13 protein-coding genes and 1 pseudogene are annotated in these 21,391 nt (G+C 60.2%); 9 read left to right on the top strand and 5 right to left on the bottom strand.

The window, feature by feature from the left end; genetic code table 11:
* Positions 1-11: 11 nt before the first annotated feature.
* Complete coding sequence (locus K6T50_RS18410; protein WP_222609291.1) at positions 12-2,906, bottom strand: UvrD-helicase domain-containing protein; 2,895 nt, start codon at positions 2,904-2,906, stop codon at positions 12-14.
* A complete protein-coding gene (locus K6T50_RS18405; RefSeq protein WP_222609290.1) occupies positions 2,899-4,185 on the bottom strand; it encodes a PD-(D/E)XK nuclease family protein in 1,287 nt (428 codons plus the stop codon). The genes K6T50_RS18410 and K6T50_RS18405 overlap by 8 nt, the downstream gene beginning before the upstream one ends.
* Between K6T50_RS18405 and K6T50_RS18400 the strand changes: the two genes are divergently transcribed.
* The 3 genes from K6T50_RS18400 (at position 4,159) to K6T50_RS18390 (ending at position 5,523) form a co-directional block, all read left to right on the top strand.
* Positions 4,159-4,497, top strand: coding sequence for a hypothetical protein (locus K6T50_RS18400; RefSeq protein WP_222609584.1), 339 nt, complete (start codon positions 4,159-4,161; stop codon positions 4,495-4,497). The genes K6T50_RS18405 and K6T50_RS18400 overlap by 27 nt on opposite strands.
* Before the next feature lie 96 nt (positions 4,498-4,593).
* Positions 4,594-5,007, top strand: a complete 414-nt coding sequence (locus K6T50_RS18395; RefSeq protein ID WP_222609289.1) for a hypothetical protein — start codon at positions 4,594-4,596, stop codon at positions 5,005-5,007.
* Between the two features lie 135 nt (positions 5,008-5,142).
* Complete coding sequence (locus K6T50_RS18390; protein WP_222609288.1) at positions 5,143-5,523, top strand: hypothetical protein; 381 nt, start codon at positions 5,143-5,145, stop codon at positions 5,521-5,523.
* A 90-nt stretch (positions 5,524-5,613) separates the two neighbouring features.
* On the opposite strand, the gene K6T50_RS18385 is transcribed toward K6T50_RS18390, so the two are convergent.
* A complete protein-coding gene (locus K6T50_RS18385) occupies positions 5,614-6,090 on the bottom strand; it encodes a hypothetical protein (RefSeq protein WP_222609287.1) in 477 nt (158 codons plus the stop codon).
* A gap of 92 nt (positions 6,091-6,182) precedes the next feature.
* Between K6T50_RS18385 and K6T50_RS18380 the strand changes: the two are divergent.
* Together K6T50_RS18380 and K6T50_RS18375 are read left to right on the top strand one after the other, a co-directional pair.
* A pseudogene (locus K6T50_RS18380) lies at positions 6,183-6,442 on the top strand (IS6 family transposase); the annotation flags it as partial.
* A 517-nt stretch (positions 6,443-6,959) separates the two neighbouring features.
* Positions 6,960-7,634 (top strand): MarR family transcriptional regulator, encoded by a 675-nt coding sequence (locus K6T50_RS18375; protein ID WP_222609286.1) that lies wholly within the window; start codon positions 6,960-6,962, stop codon positions 7,632-7,634.
* 65 nt (positions 7,635-7,699) lie between these two features.
* Here the strand turns inward: K6T50_RS18375 and K6T50_RS18370 are convergent, their stop codons facing one another.
* Positions 7,700-8,884 carry a hypothetical protein gene (locus K6T50_RS18370; RefSeq protein WP_222609285.1) on the bottom strand — a complete coding sequence of 395 codons (1,185 nt, stop codon included), beginning with the start codon at positions 8,882-8,884 and terminating at the stop codon, positions 7,700-7,702.
* Between the two features lie 236 nt (positions 8,885-9,120).
* Between K6T50_RS18370 and K6T50_RS18365 the strand changes: the two genes are divergently transcribed.
* The 4 genes from K6T50_RS18365 to K6T50_RS18350 all read left to right on the top strand — a co-directional run bounded on the left by K6T50_RS18365 (position 9,121) and on the right by K6T50_RS18350 (position 18,869).
* Entirely contained in the window at positions 9,121-11,742 is a 2,622-nt protein-coding gene (locus tag K6T50_RS18365; RefSeq protein WP_222609284.1) for a DISARM anti-phage system protein DrmE domain-containing protein, read from the top strand.
* Positions 11,743-11,912: 170 nt separating this feature from the next.
* On the top strand, positions 11,913-15,794 hold the full coding sequence (locus K6T50_RS18360; RefSeq protein WP_225935470.1) for a helicase-related protein: 3,882 nt from the start codon (positions 11,913-11,915) through the stop codon (positions 15,792-15,794).
* Positions 15,795-15,885: 91 nt separating this feature from the next.
* On the top strand, positions 15,886-17,874 hold the full coding sequence (locus tag K6T50_RS18355; RefSeq protein ID WP_222609282.1) for a hypothetical protein: 1,989 nt from the start codon (positions 15,886-15,888) through the stop codon (positions 17,872-17,874).
* Between the two features lie 20 nt (positions 17,875-17,894).
* A complete protein-coding gene (locus K6T50_RS18350; protein WP_222609281.1) occupies positions 17,895-18,869 on the top strand; it encodes a phospholipase D-like domain-containing protein in 975 nt (324 codons plus the stop codon).
* A gap of 22 nt (positions 18,870-18,891) precedes the next feature.
* Here K6T50_RS18350 and K6T50_RS18345 read toward each other — a convergent pair whose 3' ends face one another.
* Complete coding sequence (locus tag K6T50_RS18345; RefSeq protein ID WP_222609280.1) at positions 18,892-21,252, bottom strand: tetratricopeptide repeat protein; 2,361 nt, start codon at positions 21,250-21,252, stop codon at positions 18,892-18,894.
* Positions 21,253-21,391: the final 139 nt, after the last annotated feature.

The following is a 21,391-nucleotide window of genomic DNA, read 5'->3' as shown; positions in this document are numbered from 1 at the left end:
CGGCGAGGTTCTTACGCGTGGCGCGATCTCGACAGCCGGTCGAGCGCGTCGATCGAAACCGGGTCGATAGTGACCGGAGTAGCGGTCTGTGTGTAGAAGACAGTCGCCTGAATCGGTCGGTCGGGGTACACACTCGCAAGCACGTGGTAGTACACACTCAGCTGCGTTCGGTACTCATCGTGGGCCAGCCGGTCGGGGTCGGTCTTGTAATCGATGATCTCGACGCTGTCGTCCGTTACGTGGACGAGGTCAATGATCCCCGCGAGCGTCACCTGTGGTTCTCCGGGCAGCGGGAGCAACGCCGGCTCTTCCGGGATGAGTTTCCCATCAAGGTCATCGATGAGCGTCGCCACCGCGCGCTCGTCGTCGTTACTCGGTTCGACTGGCTCGTCGAGTGCGTACGCCTCGGCGAAGTCGTGCAGTTCGGTTCCGAAGTCGGTCCCACGACCACCATTGCGCTCGTCATAGACGCTGTCGTCCATGATATCGTGGACGCTGAGCCGGCGGGGAACTGTGCTACTGTCTGGGATCGTTGTCACGAACGGAGCAGTAGACTCGCGGGCAACCGTGACGGGCTCGGGTGTCGGTTCGAGTTCAATCGCGTCGATCGAGAGGCCGTCCATGAAGCGACTTGGGTCGTCCCCAGAGGTGAACAGGAGATGCCGTTTTGCACGAGTCATCGCGACGTACAGCAAGCGCCGCTCTTCATCGTACGTTGACGGTTGAATCGACTGCAACAGCTTCGTCGGCCAATGCTGGTAGACGTGCGGATAGTCGCCCGCCTCGCTGTATGCCCGGGTTTGGCGAAGCCCCAACTCGTCGTCGTAGATGATCGGACAGGCTGGCGGTTGACCGTAGTGGGGGAACGCGCGGTCGTTGAGATTCGCGAGGATGACGATCGGGTACTCGAGTCCCTTTGCACCGTGGATTGTTTGGAGGGTCACCGCGTCCTCACCCGGGCTGGTTTCAATATCGACGGTGGTTCCTGCATCGAGGTTGGCCTCGATGTACTGGATCGCCTCTCCCCGCGTGAGCGTGCTATTCTCGTAGAGACTCGTGAGGTGATCGACGAGCGCATCAGCGTATGCGCTCGTACGGCCGTAGCGGTCGAAGACGCGTCGAAGGAAGCCCCCAAGTGTGTCGATCGCAGCGAGTTCCTCGCGGAACTGCACCATTGCATCGGGATACGCTTCGGTGTCCAGAATCGTCTCCGTGTCATCGAACGAGTAGCCAGCGCGCTCGAGGACGACGGCCCAACCACGACGGGCGTTCGATTCGGCGATGCGTAGCCACGCGAGTGCGAGTTTGGCTTCTGGCGTGTCGAACAGCTCAACTCCGCCGTCGTAGGCGACCGGGACACCGTACTCGTCGACGACGGTAAGGAACTCCCGAGCGAACGCACGTGTTCGGGTGAACACAGCGATGTCTCCGTACGAAGGCGCACCCAATCGCTCGCGCTCGGCAGCTTCCTGCTGTGCAGTGGTGGCGCCAGGGTCTGGTTGTGGTTCATCGGTGACCTCGACTGCGTAGTCGTCGTTATCGACGACCATCTGGATCCGATCGAGGAGGAGTTCGTGCTCGTTCGGCGCCTGATACGCGTCGATCTGTGCGTTGTCGACGTGGTTCGTCGCCGCGAGCGAGCGCTCGCCTGCGAGTGGATCGTCGATGTCCTCGCTGTACGTCGCCGGAATCGAGAGACTCTGCTCCGCGAATGCAAGGATCGAGGACGAGGAGCGGTAGTTCTCGTACAGCGGAATCGTGGTGACCGAATCGACGGGGTACGCTATCCGCGTCCGGTCGGCGTTCAACTCGCGGGTGAAGCGCTGGAGCCGGTCATCGAACGCCGTGATGTTCTCGACGCTGGTGTGTTGGAAGCCGTAGATCGACTGTTTCCAGTCCCCGACAACACAGAGGTTGTTCGTGATCGCGAGCAGCAACGCGATCTTGAACTGGAGCTCGTTCGTGTCCTGAAACTCATCGACCATCACGTACTCGTGGGCATCCTGCTCGCGAACCTGCGGCCGGTCACACAGCATGACGAACGCCAGCGCCAGCATCAACCCCTGCGTGAGGTAGTTGTTCCGGAGGGCAAACGTGAGATACTCGTAGTAGACGTCGTGGACGAACGTCCGCAGGGCCGTTCGATCTTCGTCGTAGGCGCGTTCGATGACGCCGCGATCGACTTGTGGATCGTCGTGGACCTCGGCTTTCGAGGGGGAGTCCGGCGCGTACTCGCTCGCGTCCCACCCGCCGACTGCCGCCCGGGCGTCGCTGTTGGTCGGACCGGAGGCACCCTCTCCGGGTGAGTTCGCATCGGCGACCGTCTCGAAGAACGCCTCGCGGTCGCCTTCGAGGGGAGCGTCGCTCGAGCGGAACCACCCGTCACGAGTGGGGATGACACCTTTCGCAGCGAGTTCGCCGATGAGGGTGTGGAGCGTGGCAGGGTCACGGAACATACGGAGCATGTCCGCGTATTCTGGGTGTTCGTCGGCGAAGGTCGACATGAATCGCTGAAACAACTGCTTCTCGCGGACCGGCTCCTCGATGAGGTCGATCGAGTCGGGAATCTGGTCGTCGATGCCCAGCGTCTCCGGGACGGTGTGACCATAGCGGCGTAGCAGTCGGAAACAGTAGGCGTGGAATGTACTGATAGGCGCGCCTTGGAGTTCTCGCAGGTCGTAGTCGGTTTGCTGGACGATGCGCTCACGCATCTCGCGAGCGGCGTTGCGAGTGAACGTGACCAGCAGGATATCATCCGGCGTCGCGTCGGTCGACTCCAAGATGTGGGCGTATCGCCGGGTGATCGCGAACGTCTTGCCCGTCCCGGCGCCGGCATCGACACGGTAGATCCCCTCGGTGGACTCAATGAGTCGCTGTTGGTTGTCGTTCGGGGTCGGCTCAGACATCGTCGATCACCAACTCCTGTGCGTCGACCCGATCCCAATTGGGACCGTCTTCGCGGGTCCGAACGGGGAATCCCTCGTCGCGGTAGACGGCAAGACGCTCACGTTGGGTGGCGACGAACGCTTCGAAGGCGTCCAAGTCTTCCGTGAGATATCGTTCACCCACGAGGCCATCGATGTCATCGACCGCGGAGCGGCAACCGCGTTCGACGTATTTCGTGTCCTTGACGCGGGTTATGGTATACTCGATGAACGACTGGATGATCGCCTCCCGCTTCTCAGGGTTTACTCCCTCTCGTGGGAGCTCATGTGACTCGAAGAACTCGCGGTATGCTTCGTAGCCAAGCGGGTCAAGCGCTTTCACGCGGTCGTTGGAGTCGGCGTAGTCGGTGACGGCGTCGAACGTCTCGCGGTGTGCGGCGAACTCACCGAACGTGCAGGGCAGGTACTCCACCGTGGTGACCAGATCGTCGAGCGGGACGGTGTCGCCACGGGCCAGTCGGGTGTCGTGTTCGAGGAGATGGAGAAACCGGATCTCCAGTGGCTGGTTCGGGTTTTCACGGCGGTGTTTGGCGAGATACGCCGCCGCTTGGAAATTCGACTCGTCGTGAAGTGGGTCGAGTGACGCCTGCTGGCGAAGCTTTCCAGCGGTCGATTGAGAGCCGGTCTTGTAGTCGACGAGTGTCGTCTCCGAGTGAAGCAGATCGACGAAGCCATGCAGCCCGACGTCCGGCGCCTGAAACCATCGCTCGGTTAGTGTGGAGTCGACGGTGAGTCCGAGGCGCTCGGCGAGGTCGTTGGACTGCGAGCGGTCGGTGTACGTTTCGTACGTCGTATCGGTTGGAGGGTGCGCGTCGAGATACCGCTGGATCGTCTCGAGTGCAAGTACACACTGCGTTCGTTCGACCCGTTCACGGGCCGTTGTTGCGTACGCACGGATCTGGTCGACCATCGCGTCGACGACATCCCTCTGTCGCTCGCGAACCGTCTCTGGATGTGTGACGCATACCTCCGCGGCTTCGTGGATCACGGTGCCGCGGGCCATCGGAATTGTCGTTGGTGACTCGACGAGTCGATGAAAGAACTCCTCACGTGGACAGTTAGTAAGGCGTTGCAGTGTGGACTGACTGATTGTTGCCGGTGGCTCTTGTTCTCCGTCTGGTGTCTCAGGAGCGACGAACGGCGTACCGACGCTGTCACGAGTCGCATCGGCGCCGTGTGTCGTGTGCGGGAGATCGCTGAATGACTCGACGGGATGATCAACGAGGTCTTGGAAGTACACGCACGGGGAGCTGTCTGCGTCAGCCTGGGAGGCTTGCACGAGGAACTGTCGTTCCTGACCGTTCTGCAGGAGGATCTCGAAGCGGCTGAGGTCCTGTTGGACGTGTTCAACCGGGTCAACCCAGGGGCGGTCGGAGGGTTGTTGGGTCCAGCCGTCTCCGAGGCCGAGATAGAACACGACCGGGCGGTCGATGTAGCTGGTCGCCGCGCCGTCCGTGAGCAATACGCCCTCGTTCGGCTGGTCGACCGGGATATCGAACGACTCGATATAGTACTGGAGTTGGGTGAGTCGCTGCGGCGTGAACGCTGTTGAGAGGAGACCGAGCTTGTCGCACTCCTCGCGAAGTTGGGAGAGTGAGCTCGCGGCGGCGCGTTCGTACGCCGAGATCGCGTCGTCGACGGTGCCTGTGTGGAGCGCGTCGGCGAACTGCTCGTAGGCAGGGCCGACATCGACACTATCGACACGCCGGTGATCCGCGGTCCTGTCGAGGTCGATGCCGAGTCGTTCGACGAGCGGGCGCAGGTCGGCGACACGCAGATCACTGCCGGTGAAGACCGCGTCGGCGAGTCGAAGGAACGTCCGGACATCTACGTCGTCGATGAATCCCGGGCCACCCTGATACGGAATGCCGGCAGTTTCGAGTGCGGACTCGACGAGGGGACTGAGAAGGCTCGACTCGTCGAGGACGATGCCGACGGCCTCGGCAGTGTGCGGATCGAGTTGTGTGATGAGCGCGTCGACGATCGCCGAGGTGGAGGGGAAGACGTGAAACTCCGGGAGGGAGGTCGTGTCGCCTGTGAAGGGGTCGACCTGCTGGTATGAATCGGTGAGGATAGTACGATCGAGTGGACTCAGTCCGGCCTTGTTGATCACCGCCACATCGGTACTGTCGGGGAGTGTCGTGTCTTCGAGGTCATGGTAGCTTGAGTCGGCCTCGTGGAGGATGTCGCGGGTGGTATGGAACTGCGGCGTATCGAACTCTGGATAGTCGGTGATCGTGTCGAGGGCGCCGGTCTTGTCCCAACACTGGAGGCAGCGATCGAGTGCCCGGTGGGCCTGCTTCCACGTGAGGTCCGTCTGGGTGATGAGCTCGGTGAACAGGCGACGGCGGTCACTGGGGACGAACTCGTTTGCGGCGTGACTTCGCGGCGTTGCGCTGGCGCGACCGAGGCGTGGAGTACTGGTGTGTCGGTCGAGCGCGAGCGTGAGTGGTGGGTCCGCAGAGAGTGTGAGATCGGCATCGCGCGTTTCGGCGGCGAGGGTATCGATGGATTTTGCCTCCCGAAGTGGCACGCGTTGGTGTCACGGAGGTGCTGTTTCAATGTGTCGTCGTGGTGAACGCGTCGGGTCCACACAAGCTGCCTATGTCTGTGCGGCGTTGCGTTGGCTTCAGAACGAGTTCTTCGTCCCCTTGAGGACGCAGTCAGGTCACTCGGTACTGGTTGTCTGGATGAATTGGACGGGCTGATCGAACTCCTTCTCTAGCTTGTCGGTGACGCCGTTTTCGTAGGGGACATCGACAGTGATGGTGTATCGCGTCGACGATTGGAAGTCCACTTGTTTGCTTCCGATGTTGAAGCCGAGACTGAATTCTGTGGTCGCATTCCCGTCCATGGAGATCGTCCGGAACGTTTCAGCGAGCAACGTGTCGCCCTCGTACACATAACACTGCATATCTGCGAGCTCGAACCCGGCGTCGCGAGTATTCTGGAGCGTCGCGAACAGCTTCGGACCGGAATCGGGATACTCAAAGTGATGACGAACAAGCGAGACTCCGCCACCGCTGGGTCCTACCTCGATGGGAGTTGGTGTCTCCTCGTCGCCACCGTTCGACCCGAATCCGACACACCCGGAGAGGCCGGCGAGCACGATAGATCCGATGGTCTCTCGACGTGTCAGCGACATTGTCAGCACCATGTTCTATAACCGATAAGAAACTGCTGGTAGCGGGGACAGTGTTCAGAGAAGGATGAAGAGTGAGGGGGTACGGTTTCTGAGTGCTCAAGCTCAAATTCGACCCCCTTAGCGGCGATAGGGGTTACTTTGAGTTAGATATTGTGGAGCGAGAGGCGACACCCGAGCCAGCGATGACGCTCGGTATCCGACTCCATTTGGCTGGGCTATCACGTTCGGATTCCATCTCTATTCTCGATATGTTGGGTGTCGATCGCTGTCGATCCACTGTACACAACTGAGCACAGACGGCAGATCGACAGCCGTTCGACGGCGCCGACCCGGACACGTCGCGGTTGATGAACCGAATACGAGGTGTAGTGTTTCGAAGTGTCAATAATTGAATGCGATAGTTTCAGAAGAACTACGTGACGAGCGGAAAAGACGAGAAGATGTCTGAAGGAGTATGGAATCGGTTCTCGAATCCGTGGCTATATATCTCGATGAACGTCGCCATTTGGGTACTATTGTGGATTTCGATAGATGTGCTACTTTCTGATGGAAATGTAACTTCTGCTGCGATACCGGGAGCGGTTGGTGGGTTGGCCTTCGGGGTCTTCACCTATTATTTCAAATATCGAAACAGTACGTAGGGTGGTTCCCCTGGTTTGTTCGAATCAGTGTACATGTGCTGTACAACGGTCCTGATTCGCTTCCGGGCAGAGACAGGGTTCCGTGACGAGGTTCTCCAGTAGTTCGCACATCGAGTCGTCTTGAAGTACGCGGAGATTCACCGCTACCTTCGAGACGAATCGAGAGATAGTGCTTCATCCCCGTCGAGTTAGACTTTTAATAGTTACCGGATTATTGGTAACGGACAGGTGTATGAGGTGCTTGACGACACGGCGGCACAGACTATCCTCGCCATCGAGGGTGGTGACTCCATCCGCCGTGTCGCCCAACACCTCCACACGCCCTACGAAACGGTGCGACAGGCCGTCAATCGGCTGGAAGACGCAGGCTACGTCACCTATGACGACGGCCTCACGGTCGTCGACGAGCGCGTACGCGACGCAGCCTTCGAGCTCGTCGCTGCCAGCGCCGGTGTCAGTCTACCCACCATCCAGGAGTCCTACGTCATCCCACAATTCGGCGATTGGCCGTTCGCGTTCACACGTATCGACGCCGTCTACGTGTGGACCCAAGGCGGCTACCAAGTTGGGCGGAATCCAGATGACTATCCGCTGTTCCTGGCCGTCCGTGAGCGGGACGTCGACGCCTGGGAAGCGTTTTTCGAGTCATTCGGCCTCCCCACTGCTTTCGAGCGACAGCCCGGTGACGAGCTGGACGGACCGCTGCAGATCGTCCTCGAGCCACGCGCGTCACTCGATATTGAGCACGTCGAAGGGTACCCGGTGATCCCGAGAGCAGAGACAATCGAGTATATGCGCGAGAACTACGCCCAGTTCCAATCGGCGCTGGCAATGCTCAACCGGATGTACGAAGACCTCGATCTCGGTATCACCGACAGGAAGACTGAGCGAGTCCAGTCATGAGTTTCGGCAATCGGAGTGGCACCCATCGAACTCCTACGGTTCACAGCGATTTCTAAGTCGGCCGTTCAGCCCCCAGAAGGGAACTGGACAATATCCCCGAACCGGACGGTCGGTCCCATCCAGTTCCCATCTTCGTCGTAATGGAGGTTGACGTTCCAGCCCAGTTCCTGCCAAATCTCCGTGAGCGGGTTGCGTATCGAGTCGGTGACGTCGGCCTCGGCCAACGGGATTTCAGCCAGGTCGGTCGTGTACCGGTCCGTCCGCAACGGCTGCTGCACCGCCGGTCCCGATATCCGAGTTTCGTACGCGATGGTCGCACCCTGTGCGTCCAGCAGGCTGATGAAGCAGAACACGGTTCCGGTCACACCCATCATCTTCAATGCGCGGATCCCGGCCTGCACCGCGATGCCCGCCTTGCAGTCCAGCGACTTGTCGGTATCACGGTAATTATTTAACTGAAGACCGACGCCCTCGTCCTCTCGGAATACCCACGTATCGACCGCTTCGTACAGTCCGTCCTTCCGGAGGTACGTGTAGGACTTGTACGGCTGTCCCATCCGTCCGCCCGCGTTCAGCTTCCCTTTCCCCACGGTCTCGGTGCCGGGATGGACGTTCAGCTTGCCCATCCGGGGAAGTCCGGGGAGATCGTCGGATCGTTGGACGTAGTTCCCGCTGAAAACGCCGTTCGGAATCAGGTTGACGACCGCTGTCGGGCCGTCCTCCAAGTCGCTGGCCACGCCTTCCCGGTTGGAAATCAGGTCAAGGCGTTCGTCCCGTATATCGATGATCTGGTCCAAGTGGTCGTCGTTCCGCTTCGGGTTGAATCCGAAGTGCCGCTCCGCGAGGTCCGGTCGTTCGTGACCGGTAATCCCGATGATATGCCGCCGGTGCAGGATTTTCAGATCCCATCCGTACTCTTCTTCGATCTCCGTCTCCATGTCCAGTTCCTGCTGCCCGGTGACGCGCTGGTTCGTGATGAACACCAGGAGGGCGAAGGACTCGTCCTGTTCGTCCTCAAGTTCCTCCACGCTCTCGGCATCGTCCCGCAGCTTCCCGCGGCAGTTGTTGTCGACGCTGGCGTGGCCGATTCCCTTCCGGCCGTTGATCTCGATCCGTGCATCCCATCCGCCGTCGGTCCCGATAACGCCGCTTTCGTGGACATCGTAGCCTTCGTTCCGCAGTACCTCGCCGGCAATCTTCTCGAAGGTTGTTCCGTCGACGGTGTCGACGGCCCACTCGAGTTTATCCATAGCTGCAGTTCGCTACCGTTGGTAAATAACGGTTCGCTCAACCGCCGTCGCTGTTGGGGGGCCGATACGTGTCAATCGGCCCAGACCGATACCGTCCACGTTCCACCACGACCGGATGGCCCCGGGCCGAACACGTTCAATTCGCTCATTTACCCGAGGCTAGCATTTTTAATGTCCGCTGTCAATTTACTACGGTAGCACCACAACCAACCGGAACTGTGGAGCCGGTCCGAACAATGCCCCGGGGTAAAACGCAGCTCCCTCCCGACCTGGAAATCGACGGTGCAGACTACGAGGTACCCGAAACCGAGTACACGCACGCCCGCATCGTCGGCAACGCCACTCAACAGGAAGTCGATGCGTGCATCCTCGTCCCCACGCTCCACCCGGACTACCTCGAGTACCATGCGTTGACCGCCCTGTTCACCTCACCCCAGAACACCAGCGTCATGGTGATGTCGTCGAACGCCGGGGTCCGCCGACGATACAAGGACGTCGGGCTTCGCGGCCCTCACCTCATCTACAGCGAAACGCACTGGACACTGGCCAGCGTCAAAGCAGGAGGCGACCTGGCGCAGAAAACCGAGCTCTACACCGACCAGGACGGCTACCCCCAGTTCCTCTACGCCAAGTACAGCACCCGCCTCCCACAGGGTGAAGACGCCGACCGGGTGCACACCGTCATCTACGACAGCACGGTCACCTTCGACTGGGATCGCTGGACCGAATTCACCGAGTGGCGAGAGGAACACGATATCGCGAGCGTCGTGTACTTCTGCCGCGACCCGACCAGCCCGGTCGCCGACCAGGTTCTCGACGAGGTCGATACGACGTGGGGATGGACACCGTCAGCGATAGCCGACATGTACGACAACGGCCATGGAGGCGTGGACACGTCCGCGGCATCGGACGGTGCCGGCATCGTCCCCGAAACCACGCTCCGCGACCAGGAACTCCTCCAGCAACGGGCACAGGGCGTGACGTTCGACCTGCAAATCCTCCCCTCCGGCGATGTCGCCGAAGCCCTATCGGCCGCCTGGAACAGGCACGACTCACTGAAAGAATCCGCGTACAAGATCGGGGATGACGACACCGTCACCGCAGTAAAAGGCGTCGAACGGGCTATCAACGGGTACTCCCGACTGATCGCCGACCCCGAATACAGTCGGAACTACCGGGTCGGTCACGGCCGCGCCAAACCGCACGACGTCCGGATCGGCCAATTGGAAGCGGTCGCCGATGGACTCACTGGCGACGCAGGCGCCATCGCCAATTCCCTCCGGAAGGGTGTCCGGAGACTGGAAGACATCCGGGACGCCGTCAACGACGAAGACAACTTGGGCGACTGGAAGCGCGGCTCGGTGCTGCGGGCCATCCAGTCGATCGTCGACAACGAGGAGCAGACGCTGCACATCGTGGCACCGGACGAGCCAGCCCGGAAAGCTGTCCGCGCCGACCTCCAGTTGAACCGGGGCAGTCTCTGGGGCCGGGCGAAAAGCCGGGTGGACATTCACAGCCCGGCGACGCTCGCCCAAGCACCTGTCGCCGACGAGCTCATCCTGTACGGTCCGCCGCGGCGCGGTGACCTGTGGATCCTCCGGACACCACACGCGAAGCGTCTAACCATCCTCGCGTACCCGCACGAACTCGGGTTACTGCACTACCAGGTCCGCTCACTCAACGAGGCGATCGCCGATTTCACACCGGTCGAAGTCACCGACCCGGACACGACCGACACGGAGTCGGTACGGCGCAACACCGCATTGGACGGAGCTGTTCCCTCGCTCAACAGTGGAGGCAAGTCCGACGACGGGGAGTATTCCCCGACCCGGCAAGTCGGGCCGTACGAGGGTGTTTCCCTGGACATCCCTGATCCAGAGGAGGTCGCGGAATTCGATACGCCCGAGGTCGTGTTCGGCGGCGAGGACGACGATGATACCGACTCACCTGTCGACCGGTACACGATCGTCGGCGGGGACAGTGACGAATCCCTGGACGACCTCGTCCGTGACACGGTCGGTGAACACCGCTCGGCAGTCGAAAACTTCGGCAGCAGCGGTGGCAACGGTGGCGGCGGTGGTGGTGGCGGTATTCCACCGATCGGTGGAGGCGGCGGTGGACGTAGCGGTCCCCACGAGACACGCCGCATCGATGGCCTCGTCGAAGCACAAACCGACGACGGCTATGCCTACGCCGGCGAACCATCCGACACGGTCGAGGTCGTCCGCATGGGCGAAGGAACGACCGTAGAAAAGAAGCTTAGCGACGTGAAGAGCGGTGAACGCGTCGTCCTCGTCCGGGACTACCAGGCAGTCCGGCAGGCGGTGGAAGACCACCTGATGAACATGGGCGAGATCGATATCTTTGTCCGCGCCCACATGTGGCACCAGCAACTCGACATCGAACTCGAGGATAGCGGTGACTCGCTCCACGAGTTCAGAGAGAAAGTGGAAGCCGCCGGTGCAACGGCCTCCTCCGAGGGCACCTTCGAGGGCTGGTACACCGGCGAGGTGAACATGCCCCGGTCGAAAGCCAACCTCCGCGCGATCGTCGACGCGTACGACATGGAGGAGGTGGCCGAACACATCAACGACGTCTGGGACGCCAACTGGAAGATCCGGAAGATCAAACGAGAGGTGATCAAGCAGCTCAAACGGCAGGCAGCCGACGCCCTGGCCGACCACGACCCCAACGAAGACATCGTCCTCCATGACGACCTCGACGTCCGCCTCTCGGACTTCGACCCGACCGACCACGAAGGCCGGGCGCTCGTCGAACAGCACACGATCCAAACGGTCGTCGACGATGTCGAACGGCCTGTAAGCTACGTCGGGCGGTGGCGGCATCGACCCGACTGAACCCCCCTCGAAACCGCCATCCATCGATGAGTTCTAACTGTGGCTAGGTTTAAGTCGCACGTTTTAGTCTGTAGTCACGTATTTAGATGGCGGGGAACAGACGACCAATACCACCGCGGGATACACCGGCATTCACTCGACCGCCGGACGACGCATACGACGACCCGCACGTGGACTACGACGCGGAGGAACGAGACTTCGCAGAGTCATACATCCGTCACCAATTCGTCAACGACGCGATCACCACGCGGCTGATCGAGAAGTTGACCGGCCGCGGTGAGGACACCGAGACTCTGTTCGGAAGCCAGCCCAGCAAACACCTGTTCGGCGGTGCGCTCTCCAGCCAGTACGCGTATCGGGAAGCACAGGCCGAGGACGACGCTTTCAAGGAATTCGCTGAGGACGTCGCACCGTTCACCATCGGCGTCCGCTTCCGCATCCCGACCGACCTGCCCGAGGACGTCACTATCCAGTTCGACCCGCAGGCGAAAGGCTACCAGCGCCGCTTCCCCACATTGGACGAACAGCGGACGCACTCGAACGCGGAGGACAACGCCGATGTTCTCTTCGAGGCCGTTGACGACGGTCGTGGCGGTCAACGGATAGAAGAGGAGAAGCCTGACGAACCGGAGACTGATGACGAGGGCGAAGCAGTAGCTGACGGCGGAACTACTGCTGCATCGCCGGACAGCGACGGTCCCAGCGACACGCAAGAACTCGTACGCGTGTACGAACGGATCCCGTTCGAGTTCGATACGCTCGCACTGAGCGTGGCCGAAATCCAGAACCTCGTGGAGTCGGATTCTCCTCGCCACGTTCCACTGACAGATACCATCCGCGACGCCAAAGCCCAAGCAAGAGCCATCGACAACCGGTTCCGGGAACGTGCAAGCGGCCTTGCCGCATCTGAAGCCAACGCCATCCCCGTTCCCCGACTGGAGGACGAGGACACGTTCCAGACGTACCTCGACGAAACGTTCTCTGGTGAGGAACTGGACCCGCTCTGGGACGCGCGGCTCGAACTGGAAGCCCGACGCGACGACGGCGACAACTACACCACGGTCGTCGTCCGAATGGTCAACACCCAGGGAGAGGACTACGACGAAGCAACCGACCCCGAGTTCGAAGCATGGCGAGCGACCCTGTTCGATGTCGGTGTGGAGGCAACGCTCCACCGCGACGACAGGGATACGCCTACGCTCATCGGGTTCGAGTCCGAGAAGATCGAGGACGAATACCAGTACGACGGAACCATATACGGCGTCGGCGAGAACTGCGCTGTCGATCCGGTCTATCCGGAGGGCGGTCACTCCGTCGTCGGCGCACCTGCCATCGGTGTTCAGACGCGAACGGTTCCCACGTACCACCAGGCCCGGTACCTCTCCCGGAATCCCGAGGAAATCGCTGCCCCGTTCGACGCACTGGCCGGGAACAACGGCCGCGAGGAGGTGTTCAACACGCTCACCGATATCGCGTCCGCCATGGAGGAGGCCCAAGAGGATTACGAGGCGATCGAAGACGAGGTCGTGTCCAAGAAGCCCTCCGGTGCGCAGAGCTCCTTCCGGGAAGCCATCGACGACTTCGAACGCGAGCGCGAACGGTTCGAGACAGGGATCGACCTGCTCCGCGACAACGAGCAAGCGTACGAAGCGTTCACGATGATGAACCAGGCGTTCGCCGACCTCGGATACGACCGCTGGCGGACGTTTCAGATCGTGTTCATCGTCATGGCCGTCCCGGACATGGTGGCGCAGGCGAAGACATCGGGCGGCCCGCCACCGATCAGCCCGCAGGACGAGCGGGCAACCGACTGGGAGCAACGGGTACCGCTCGAGGACTTGGAGCCCGACGTCGACTTCGACCACTATCTGGACGCTGCCGACGTCATCTACTTCCCGACCGGCGGGGGCAAGACCGAGGCGTACTTTGGGCTCGTGGTGTTCACCGCGTTCCACGACCGGCTGCGCGGGAAACACTTCGGGATGACGGCGTTCACCAAGTTCCCGCTGCGGTTCCTCTCATTGGAGCAGCTCGAACGCATCACCGGGCTGCTCGCCAAAGCAGAGCTGATCCGGCGCGACCACCCGGTAACCAGCGAGGGTGAAGAGTTCAGCGTCGGCTACTTCGTCGGGAAGGGCAACACCCCGAACGCCCTCTACGACGACGGTAACAACTACGTCGAACTCGCCCAGTACGACGAGGACTACAAGGAGGAGATGCTGCACCTCGAGGAGTGCCCATTCTGCGGTGAGAAATCGGTTATCGTCGACGGCGACCCGGTTCAGGGCCGGATCGTTCACCGGTGCACCGACCCGGACTGCGACGAAGACGTGCTTCCGGTCTACCTCACCGACCGCGAGGTGTACCGGTTCGCCCCGACCTTCGTCGTCTCCACCATCGACAAGATCTCGATCGTCGGGATGCAGCGGCGGATGCGTACCCTGTTCGGTCAGGCCAAGATCCGCTGTGCGAAGCACGGCTACTCCGGCGAATCGGAGTGCACCGTCCAGAGCTCCGCACTTTCCACGGAAGGCCAATGCGACGAAGACGACTGGACGGAGGTCGAATCAACCGACCCGCCATCGTTGTTGATCCAGGACGAGCTGCACCTTCTCCGGGAGGAGTTCGGTGCGTTCGACTCCCACTACGAGACCCTGCTGGAAGCATACTACGACCGCATCGCCCCGGGCTGGCAAACCAAGGTCGTCGCCGCAACGGCAACGATCCAGGGCGCGGAGAACCAGGTCCGAGCGCTCTACCAGCGGGAGACGATACAGTTCCCCAGCGACGGACCGCGCCTCCGACAATCGTTCTACGCGTACGCCCATCCAAAGCGGACGCAGCGACAGATGGTCGGGGCCATCCCCCGAACGGTGAGCCGGACGTACGCGATCGAACGCGTCCACGAGGAGTGGGCGCGGATCGTCCAGGACTTCCGCCGTAACCCGGACGACCTCTACGATGCCGTGCAACGTGCCGCGGCCGACGATCCGTTCGACCTATCCGATGCGGCCCTCCCGAGCGACCCGGACGACCGCGAGGAGGTGCTCGGGGACGTCATGGACGACTACGAGGTCCAGGTGTCGTACCACCATTCGAAGGACAACACCGACCTCATGATGCGTGTCCTCCGGACCATGATCAACCAGCACCTCGCTGACGACATGGAGGACTACGACAGGATTGAGGGCCAATTGATGACGGGGGAGACGACGCTCGACACGGTGCAGCAGGTGATGTCGGCACTGGACCCGGACACGTTCCACCGGCCCGGTCCGGACGACATCCGGATGCTCATCGCGACGTCGATGATCAGCCACGGCGTCGACCAGCCCGTGCTGAACTTCATCAGCTTCTTCGGCCTGCCACGGGAGACCGCCGAGTACATCCAGACCTACTCCCGGGTCGGACGGAAGTGGCCGGGAACAGTGTTTATGCTCCACTACCCGCTCCGGTCACGGGACCGGTCGTACTACCGTCGGTTCCAGCACCACCAGGCCTACCAGGACCTGCTGGTCGAAGCCACCCCGCTCGAACGGTGGGCGGAGTACGCGATCGAATGCTCCCTTCCCGGAATCGTCACGAGCACCTTGCTGCAGTGGGTTGACTACTACGCCGAGCCCGACATCGATTCACCCCGGCTTTACATGGGCGAGGGACTGGACGAGGCCAGCGACGCCGGCGTCCTCACCTACGAAAGCCTGTACACGTTCGTCCGGGAAGCGTACGGCCTCGCTCCCTCACCGGACGCTGACCGCGATCCGTTGCTCGCTGACACGAGCGCTATCGAGATCTACGAGCGGAAGATCGGAACGGAGTTCGAGAAGGTCTGGGAGGCCCTGTTCAAGGACGAGAACCGGCTGGACGAGTACGAGCAGAAGGCCGACAACAACAAGTCGAACTTCCTGTCTGGCCTGCTCGAACGGGATGAAGACGCTCGCAAGCCGATGCGGAGTCTCCGTGATATCGACGAGCAGATCCTGGTCGGGATCGGTGGAAAAACCAACCAGGTAATCACCGGACTCCACCAATCACGGGGGGACGACGAATGATGACATCGCCACCCCCGGGACGGCGGCCAACGGACGGGCAGCGACGAACCGGACAGATCACCATAACCGCAACACAGGAGGGTATCCACTCATGAGTGCCGGCGACAACGACTACGAACTCCCGCGAGGCCTCTCGCAGGTCCTGCACAACTACACTCCCGGCGAGGTCGTGAACTTCGGCCAGGTCGGCGTCACCACCCAGGTCGATTCCTTCGACAACCCGGAAGAGCTCGAGAACATCGACATGGACCGCGTGGCCACCATCCTGAAAGGCCGAGTATCCCGCTTCCGCAACCGGACAACCAGCGGGAAATGGGAACGCCTCCAGGCCAGCGCCCTCAACGTGTTCAAGCCCCACGGCGTCACCACCGAACTCTTCCCCCTGGTGTTCTACTGCGAGGACCCCGAGTGCCGAAAGGTCCACACCGCCAACAGCCCGGACCATCTTACGTCCGATGGGAACTGCTACGCCTGCGGAACCGACCTCACCCAGCTCACCTTCGTAAACGTCCACACCTGCGGCCATATCGAAGGGCCAGAACCGGACTGGCAGGACCGATGCCCTTCGCACGGCCTCGACGACTACCGGCTGGTCCGCACAAGCGGCGGCCCGGGCACCTGGTACTACCGGTGCCGCAAGTGCGGTGAACGGATGGGCGGATTCTCGACCATCTGCGAGGTCTGCGGCGACCCGATGGACGGCCCACTCCCGGCCAGTTCCAACCGGGTGCAGTACGCCCAGACAGTCGTCATGGTCGACATCCCGTTCCTCGACGAAGATCCCGAAGACGTCCCCGGCGGGGAACCCTGGGCACGAACCCTCGCGGCAGTCCACCTCGGACTGATGGACACCGACGAGGACCACACCCTCGAAAGCTTGGCCACGAACGAGGGGCAGATGGATATGGTCCAAGGACTCCTGGACGACTTCGGCGGTGACAACCGCGAGGAACTCCGCGACCGCCTCAAAGAACTGGGCGTCCCGTTCCGCGGCCGTGGATACGCTGCCGAGGTTACCGACGACATCGTTCCGCCGGACGTCGACAGCGACCAGGCCCAGCCGGAAGGCAGCGAGACGAACCTCGCATGGGCGAACGTCGCCCAGCAACTGTTCACGTTCATCCGGTCCACAGAAGGCTACGAGGGCGATGAAGACGACCGGCAAGACAGCCGTCACCCGGTTCCCGACTCGTTGGACGACTATCTGACCAACCCCGGATTCATCGACCGGCATCCACAAGCGAAGCGGTACCACGACCAGCTGGCAGACAGCCACTTCCGGAACGCGTGGGTCGTCGACCAGTTCCCACTTCTGAACATCCTCTACGGCCGTACACGAGCTTCACCCCGTCCACGGGACACGGATCTCCACGCGTTCGACCACCCGTTCAAGAAGCCGACCATCCCCCTGTTCGGCGACCGGACCCCGAGCGAGGCCATCATCTTCGAGATCGACCGGGCAGCGATCATCAACTGGCTTCTCGCCAACGACCGGATCACCGAGGAAGAGGCACCCGACACCGACAGCGAGGTAGAGCTAAAGAGGTGGTTCATCAATCACATCGAGACCACCGACCTCGAAACCGGGTTCACGAGCATCGAGGACCCGATAACCAGCGACATCTACCGATTGCTCCACACCATCAGCCACACGCTGATGGACGCAGCACCCGAACAGTGCGGCCTCTCGGTCGGAAGCCTGAGCGAGCGAATCCTCCCGGTCGTGCCAGCCACCGTCATCTACGCGGCGTCCACCGAGAGCTTCTCCCTCGGCGCCATGTTCACCCTGTTCAAGACCCGGCTCCACCCGTGGCTCGGCGATGCACGAAGCGTCGCGGAACAGTGCATCCTTGACCCTGCATGCCGCGAGGACCCCGAGAGTGCTGCCTGCGACGCCTGTATCCACGTCAACCTCACCAGCTGTGAAGCGATGAACCGCCACCTGGATCGGCGTCTTCTCACCGGCTCCCGCGACACCGTCGGGTTCTACGACGACGAAATCGACGACAACGTGCCGCAACGGTCGAACGCGGTCGAACAAGCGATCCAGGAGGCCGAGGCAGGCAACACGGCAGACTAACCGGTGATAACCCCTCTCTCATGACAGGTGCAGATCCGCCGCACGAACTCTCTGATGGGACTCCCCTCGTCTCTGACTGGACACCCGTCCGCATCATCGAATCTCCCGAACGGCTCGGCCATATCAGGGACGCACTCGCAACTTACGGGGACGATGGCACCCAACTCCCGCCCTCATCGTCGCCGGACGACGGAAGCAGCGACCCGACGGTGGTCGAAATCGACTTATCCGGATTAAACGAACGCTTGGAGCAGCACACATCGGCTGACCGCCTGCTCTCCGCCCAGGAGTTCACGACATTGGTAACATCGCTGATCGATGGCGACGCCGCTGTCGAATACGATACCGGAGCAAGCAGCTATGCCCGCTACACGTTCGCCGTCGACCTCCACCTCGCACAGTCCTACTTCGACCAGTGGATAGCCGCAGCCACGAACAAGGCCGTCGACGCAGCCCGGCAGCCGGAGCCTACCGAATCGTCGCTGGTCGCGACGCTCCCTCCAGACGCTGATCCGGTCGCTCGCCAAGCCGTTGATCGGACCGACCTGCAACTCCAGACACTGCTGAACCGTGCGGACGATATCGCCCGTATCGCCGCTCCATACTTCGACCCTGACGAACGGGTATTCGAGGCCATCGTCGCACTGCCCGAACGAGGCGTCGAGACCCGTGTCCTGACGCGGGAAGTACGACCGGCACACGGAGACCCTGATACACGGGCCGCTATCGACCGGCTACGTGAGAACATGTCCGCCTCGGCACGAGACCTGTTTGAGGTCCGTGACCTGTACGAGAAGGGTCCCGGCGGCCAGGAAGAAGCGATCCACGCCAAGGCCGTGATCGTCGACGGGAGTCGATGCTACCTCGGCTCCGCTAACCTCATCCAGACCGCGCTTACCTCGAACTTCGAGCTGGGCGTCCTCATGGAAGGACCCGCGGTAGAAGACGTCGTGAAGGTTTTCGACGCCATGTTCCGGCGTGCTGTCCCCGTATGAAACAGGGGGTACAATCGAATTGCTACATCTGGACAAGCGCTCTGGACTGCAGGATTACGAGCTCTCGTTGTATCTGTTCTGGATCTAGTGTCTCGTCGTTTCGAATAGGAGTGTCCGAGAGTTCACCATCAAGGATCCGTTCCGTCAATTCGTAACCCTTCTCAGTGGCATCTACGCAGTCTTCGTATGCTTCATGGTTAAAGTGTGCAATCGCGAGGAGGCTATACGCATTGGACAAATTGATCCACTGTTGAGTTTCTTCGAAGATATCGATAGACTCACATGAATTTTCCACGGACCGATCATAATTTCCGAGGATATTGTGAGCATCGCCGATCGAGAAGAAAATCTCACCAAAAGTAAACGATCCTTGATCCCGTGCGTGCTGTAAGCGTTCAAGTCCTTCCTCAACTCTGCCGCTTCCTACAAGCGCTGCTCCAAGTGAATGTAAAAATACTGGATTTTCTGGTTCTTCATTAACAGCTCTTTGTAAATACTGCTCTGCGCGCTTGGGTTCGCAGATCTTGTTTAGAAAATTTCCGCAGTTATAATTTAACACTGGGTGGTCCGGTTTCGCGTCTGCCGCTTTTGTGACCCATTCTAACGCACGATCTCTTCGCCCGATTTCTGCATAGAAGACAGCAGCACAAGTCTGTACAGCTGGATCATCGGGCGCCAGTTTAATTGCTTCCTCAACGTGCTTCTCCAACTCAGAGTGGTCGATTTCCGGGTGTAGACGGCTGTACTTGAATGCACGAGTGTGGATTCGAGCCATTCCCTCGTCTTCTATATCAAGACTGGTCGGTTCCCACCCATGCAGATGGTCGGTCAGGTTGACAATCACAGATTTCGGAACCCTCGGAATACTCTCTAATTGGGCTTGATGCGTGACGAGTCGCTTTTTTATGCCATCGGAATATTCTAATTCACGATATTCGACCCAGTGTCTCTGGATCAACATCGATAGTGCTCTTTCGAATTCAATGAAGGACGCGTCGAATGCACCCCGGAAGACTTCTCTAACAAGATCCTCGATAGTTGGCAGATAGAGACGGTCGAAGACTTTGAGGGTTCGAAGAAGACTTACCATCTTTGGAGACTCTTCAAAGAGGACCTGATAGTCGTCTTTCCATGCTGTGCTGATATCCTTTGGCAGGAGTTCTTCAAAATCCGTCTCCGCGTCTACACTACCGGAGCCGAACTGTTGAGCGATGGTGACAGTGTACAAAGGAGTCGGATCAATCGCCAGTACCGCCCGGGTCAGAGCCTCAATAGTGGACGGTGAGGAATCTCTATCCAACGCCTCCAGAGTAGATTGTAGAATTGCTTTGACAGACTCTGGATCAAGCGACTTGAGACGAGTTTTCTCGAACTCACCCCATACTGGATCGTCATTTAACCGCTTTATGTGAGGTAACGAGTCAACTCTCTTTGAACGTACTCCACACAGGGCAATAAGACGGCTATCGCTTTGCATCTCCGTTTGGAGACGCTTAACAAGTCGACGAAATGGATGGATGTTTCTCGGTCCTTCAAGACGATGTACGTCGTCACAAACCAATAACACGGTGCCATCAAGCCCTTTGATTAAGATGTCCTCAATGTCGTCAACTCTGAACGAGTCCTCTAAGTTTACCAAATAGTCCACTGCGGCCCGCTCGCAGACTTCGCTAATCAAATACGCGAGTGTCCGTGACTTGCCCGCACCTTTCTTCCCGACAACAATCCGACTCGTCTCATATTCTACGTCCACCAATGAGGGAAGCTGGACAAATTCGGCGGACGGCTCTGGGACTCCAATCAGTGTAGCGCTATCTGCCTCTGTCACCGTGTCAGGCTCTTCTTGAATGGTGAAGTGTTCGTTCTGGTGTCGCCGCTCTGTCGCCTCAACCCCTCGTGAAATCTTAGTTACGCGCTTCAGAATCTCCACATCAAGTTCTAACTCGACCTCCTCTGTCAGCCCTGCTTGATCAATGCTTTGGACGAATGCTCGGAAACCGGTATCCAACGAGTATTCCACGGCGTCTTCAATAGCGGAGCGGTCCAACTGATACTCCTTTCCTCCGGGTGAGACGGACTTCAGAATGGCATCCACAAGGGCTTCGCGGATTTTTTCCTCATTCGATGCCATCACGAGCTGTTCGTAGACGTCGTCGTAGTCCTCGTCAAGTTCTCGATGTACCGCCTGGAGATCTACGTCAGCACCTTCCCCGATGGTGCTCTCAAGGTTCGTCTTCAGGGTCTGAAGATATGCTGAACCGATATCTTCCACAACCTCTGGACGTCGGACGACTTTGCGTTTGTTCTCTTCGGCTCTCCCAGTGAGCTCGTCGTACAGCGCGTTAGCAATCAGGCCGGTGACCACCGGCTCCAACCCAATCATGCCAATCGGTAATTCAAAACATACTATCTTTCAGACCCTGATAAAGCTCCTGTTCGGAATCAGACGATTGCTGGCGATGCCAAAGAGGGGGTATTTCAACACCATCTAAGAGCAGCAGTCATTATGCGAGCTAGGGCAG

The sequence above is a fragment of the Halobaculum magnesiiphilum genome (genome assembly GCF_019823105.1).
In the GTDB taxonomy this organism is placed as follows: Archaea; Halobacteriota; Halobacteria; order Halobacteriales; family Haloferacaceae; genus Halobaculum; species Halobaculum magnesiiphilum.
The sequence above is the reverse complement of the archived record's forward strand: the minus strand, read 5'-3'. Positions and strand labels throughout refer to the sequence as shown.